This window comes from Algoriphagus sp. 4150, from assembly GCF_031457395.1.
In the GTDB taxonomy this organism is placed as follows: domain Bacteria; phylum Bacteroidota; class Bacteroidia; order Cytophagales; family Cyclobacteriaceae; genus Algoriphagus.
Genome location: NZ_JAVDWS010000057.1, coordinates 1 through 4,725 on the forward strand (window position 1 = coordinate 1; position 4,725 = coordinate 4,725).

Consider the following 4,725-nt stretch of genomic DNA (forward strand, 5'->3'; position numbering starts at 1 on the left):
TTATTGCTTTTTCCCTAAAAAACCTTCCCTGAACATCGAATTTGAATTACCTTCTGTCCAGTTATCCCTTTGTGCTTAACCCGAACTCACGTTAAATTAGGGTTCCTAGCAAAAACTACTAGTCCAAGCCAATGCACGAGATTAAACTGAATTTCGATAAAGTTTATCAGACTATCAAATAACTTAATCTCTCAGTTTCGATTCATCAGGCAACTTTTTCCTGCGCGGCACAAGATTATAATTTTCTGATTTAGAAGTGATTCTGATTTTTCGTGTGGCTGAATTCATGTCTTGTTACATTGGGAAATGGTTGTTTAACAAACTTCGATCTGATTATCGGGAATCATTTCGAAACATGGTAGACAGATCAAGATTTAACCGTAGGAAAAGAGGTCTTTTTTTCACCATCGATCTGGTCAGAAACAAACTGGTTGAGGGGTTTCTCAGTAGTGTATACTATTACATCACCGATTCCATGCCACTTGAAGTATGCAGACTTACAAGGGAAAAACAGTCTAAAGTCTGTGCGGAGGCTTTTGAAACCTCTCAAGAAAAGGGACACCGTGCCACACAAAAATGTACTTCTATGGCTATAAATTACAAGGGGGCTGTTCAGTAACTGGCGTTTTCCATTAGATCGAACTGACCAAAGCCAACGTACATGATGTAAATTTTCTTTCTGAGATGAATGCCAAACTCTCTGATTGTATGTCAAGGGGTATTTATCATCTTCCATTCAACTGGGCCTGTTTCATACTGCAGACATCAAATTTGAAACTCCGATGAGAACTAACCAAAAAGGGGTTGTAAAGCAAGGGTGGGTATTCAGAAAGGGAAGAAAAAGGCAGGGAACGCTGTTCCCACAACTCTGCGACCAGTTCATGATCAGAAGAAACTACGCCAAAACTTTCCAAGGATTCAAAATTAGAATTCTTGCCAAAATTACAGCCTTAACACTGGTTCAGTACCTGTATAAATTTAAATTCAACAGACCAAATAACTTTAAAATCTCAATCACCTAAGTAGCATAACGGGTTAAATAAATTATTCAGAGCGTTAGGTTTTGGAAAATCTGCCAACACAACTGATTTACTTTTTAGATATGACCGCTTGGACTCATACAATATTTAGAATATAGAGTATGTCCTCGTTAACAATTCTTCTGATTAGGTTGTGGGAGATTGTCAGTTTTGATTGAAATCTGTTAATCCCAAAGGGGAGGTTATTCAGTAGGAGGTCAATTTGCTTTTTCTGACATTCATACCAAGTTCACTTGGAAACTAGTTGATCCGTTTTAGGATGGGGCAATAGCCCTTCCATTTATTTGTGGTATCAGTTGCTCCTTCCGAAATATGACGTTGGATTATTGGCTGCAGTAATTTTGGAAAATCTGTGATATTGCTAACGTAAAAAAGATTTAGGTTACCGTCTTTGCTGAGCTCAACTGCTCAGACAAACTTTTTTCTTTCCTCTGTAACTCCTGTTAGTCCTTTCTGTCTCTTTGCTGTCTACGACTAATCCGTCCAAATGTCCATCACCATTCATCGGATTGGTTCCGATTGACTACCTAGCCTCCGGTCTTGTGCAAGAACATCTAGGCTGTTCTTGGATATATTCCTTAGTCTTACGTGATCTGAAGTGTTAATATGACCAAGGGTGAGTCAGCCCTTTCAAACCAAATATGAAAAGCCTTAAATAAAACGAAATTGATTTTATTTATAAAATAGCGTTCATTGATATCTGGATGATCACTAGATTTTACTTAGGGTTTTCTGGCAGTTTAGGTCGCTTGGAACCGACTAATGAACTCTTTAATGATTTGACTCTGAAAAATGCCCATTCATCTTATTTTGACTAGATAAAAATGAGGATTTTAAACGACTATCTCTATTCTGGTGTTTAAGTTGGGATCATGCAACTGATCAATGTGCGGAAATGTTAATGAGTATTTACATGATAGTGGGGAACTTACTAGGATGATCTGACAAGATTTACAATTGCCCAGCGATTTCGTTTTTTACTGGATTGACGCTGATTTTACTGTGACCAACAGACTTTCTACATCTTATGTAATATGTTCAAAAAATCGATGATCAAGTTAATCTAAGCTTCTTTGTTGGGGAACAGGTTAAGTGCGCCATTACATTTATTAAAAAAACTGGCAACCAGATTGTCGATTTGTATTTTTTTTACTTTATTATTACGGAAAAGCCAACATGATAAAAACCATGGGACAAGGTAAATGGAACAGAAGAGAAATTGCAATATCTGAATCACAAAGAAGATTTTTTCTGGAATGGGCGCTAAGGCCCTCTGAAATTTCATATAATGTTTCTTATGTCAATAAACTGACAGGTAAAATTGACAAAAGCTATTTAAAACGCTCCTGTGAAGTATTCATTCAACAAGCTGAAATTGTTCATTCCCAATTTTCTGAAGATGGAGAAAAATGTTACCATGGGAATTTCCAGATTGATGATTTTTATCATGAACTAACATTTGATTCACTCGCCTCCGTAGAAGAACAGGTAAAATCTGTTATATACGTGCCTTTTGATTTGATGAAAGGGCCATTGCTGCGCTTCAATGTGGCAACGCGGAAAGTGTCAGATGTTGATGAGTTCTATTTCTTTTTTGTTGCCCACCACGTGATCTGTGATGCTGCGTGGGTGTCTCAATTCTATAGAATGCTTGAGAGGATTTATAATTCTCTTTGCAATGGAAAGAAAGCCTCTTATGACTTTGTTCCAGCATTTTCCAATGCGGTAACGGAAGAGCGAGATGTGTTGACTAAGAGTTATAAGGTTCACGCTCGAAGGTTCTGGTTGGATTTTATTAGTGACATGCCATTGAAAGTAAATCTTCCCTATCGGCAAAATATTGATGGTAAACAGGCTAACAATGTATTAGCCGACCAGACAGGCGAATTCATTTACTTTGAATTGAATTCTTCTCAAACCGAGCAACTTCGCAGCATTTGCAGGAGAAGGAGAAATCATACATTATTCATTGTCCTATCTGCTTTATATGGTTTGGTCTTATCAAAGTTTCTGAATCATAAAAAGTTTTGTATTAGTTATACGGTCAACACGCGTCCGAAGGGGTTTGGTGATGTGCTTGGATGTTTTGTCAACAACATTCCGATGAAGTTTGATATTGATTCAATTACGACATTAGAAGATCTGATTGAATACTTAGCAGCCCAGCGTAAAGAAGTTATTCCCTTTCAGGGATATTCTCTTACTGATATTATAGGTGATCAACGGAGAATAAATCAAGTCGATATTAATTCAGTTTTTAATGTGGGTTTTTCGCAAAGCTATCTTAATGTTGCTGCTTTAGAATTGATGGATTTAAAAGCTGATCGACTCGATATAGCTTGGAGTAAGAATAGTATTTATGAACTTGGTCTATTGTACGATGATACACCTCCTGAAAATATTTATTTTAAATTGGAGTATAGAAAAAACCTTTTCCTCCCAGATGTTATTCAAGAGTTTATTAATGTTTATAAACATGCTGTAAATGAATATATAGATAATTTGGATATTGATATAAAAAAAAATATAGGCCTTTCTTCGGAACGTTATAATCGTATAGTTTATGAGTGGAATAATACAGAGAAAGTGTTTCCGCTGAACGTAACTATTCAGGAAATATTTAGCCGACGTGCAGCACAGGTTCCTCATCAGATAGCTGTTACGTATAACGAAATTGATTTGACATATCGTGAGTTGGAGGAGAAAAGTAATCAGCTTGCGCGCTACATCCGGAGAGAATTTAATAAACGTGCCCAGACAGAAATTGTCCCAGATACAATTATTCCTGTTTGTCTTGAGCGAAGTGTGGAAATGGTCGTTGGGATAATTGCAGTATTGAAAGCAGGGGCATCATATGTGCCAATTGATCCGAACTTCCCAAGAGAAAGAATTGAGTACATCTTGTCGGATACGCATGGGGTGTTGGTAGTAACCCAACGTCATTTGTGTGATGGTGTAAAATTGCCGGAAGATAAGGTTATTTGCATGGATTTGACCGAGAATTTGTACATTGACGAGGACTTATCTCCCCTTCCTTTATATAATATTTCTTCGGATCTAGCATATGTACTTTACACTTCAGGAACTACCGGTAGACCCAAAGGAGTGATGGTAGAGCATGTTAGCTTTATTCAGTTGTGCTATGCGGATTCGCACAACATACCTTGTAAAAATGGTGTTCTTTGGACGAATTATACTTTCGATGTGTCTGTTTATGAAATATTCAATACGCTGTTCCATGGTGGGAGATTATTAGTAGTGAGTGATGAAGTACGCTATAGCAGCGAAAAGCTGTTTTGTTTTTTAAGTAGATATCAAGTTGATTATTGCTACATCCCGCCTTTCTTCATCAGGGATTTGGTTAATTTTTTAAGTATAAATTCATTGCCTCATTTGTTTAGAATTGTAACGGGTGTTGAAAACGTTTATGCATCAGATGCCAATAAGATTGTTTCAAAGAACATATATGTATTGAATGGATATGGCCCGACGGAAACTACGATGTGTAGTATAGCTTATCTTTTGGATAAGCAAGTATTTGAATTTCCGAATCAATTACCGATTGGCAGACCGCTTTCTAATGAGAAAGCATACATTCTGGATCAGCATGGGGTTCCTGTTCCGGTTGGAGTAACCGGGGAGTTATACATAGGGGGGGCGGGCGTTGCGCGGGGCTACCTGAACA

Annotated in this window: 1 protein-coding gene and 1 pseudogene; both read left to right on the forward strand. The window is 37.4% G+C overall.

All coding sequences use genetic code 11. From position 1 onward, the window contains the following. Nucleotides 1–244: 244 nt before the first annotated feature. Nucleotides 245–1,022, forward strand: a pseudogene (locus tag J2X69_RS24575) (IS982 family transposase); the annotation flags it as partial. Between the two features lie 1,206 nt (nt 1,023–2,228). Continuing rightward, nucleotides 2,229–4,725, forward strand: a 2,497-nt coding sequence (locus J2X69_RS24580) for an AMP-binding protein (protein ID WP_310109481.1), incomplete at its 3' end; no start/stop codon positions are given.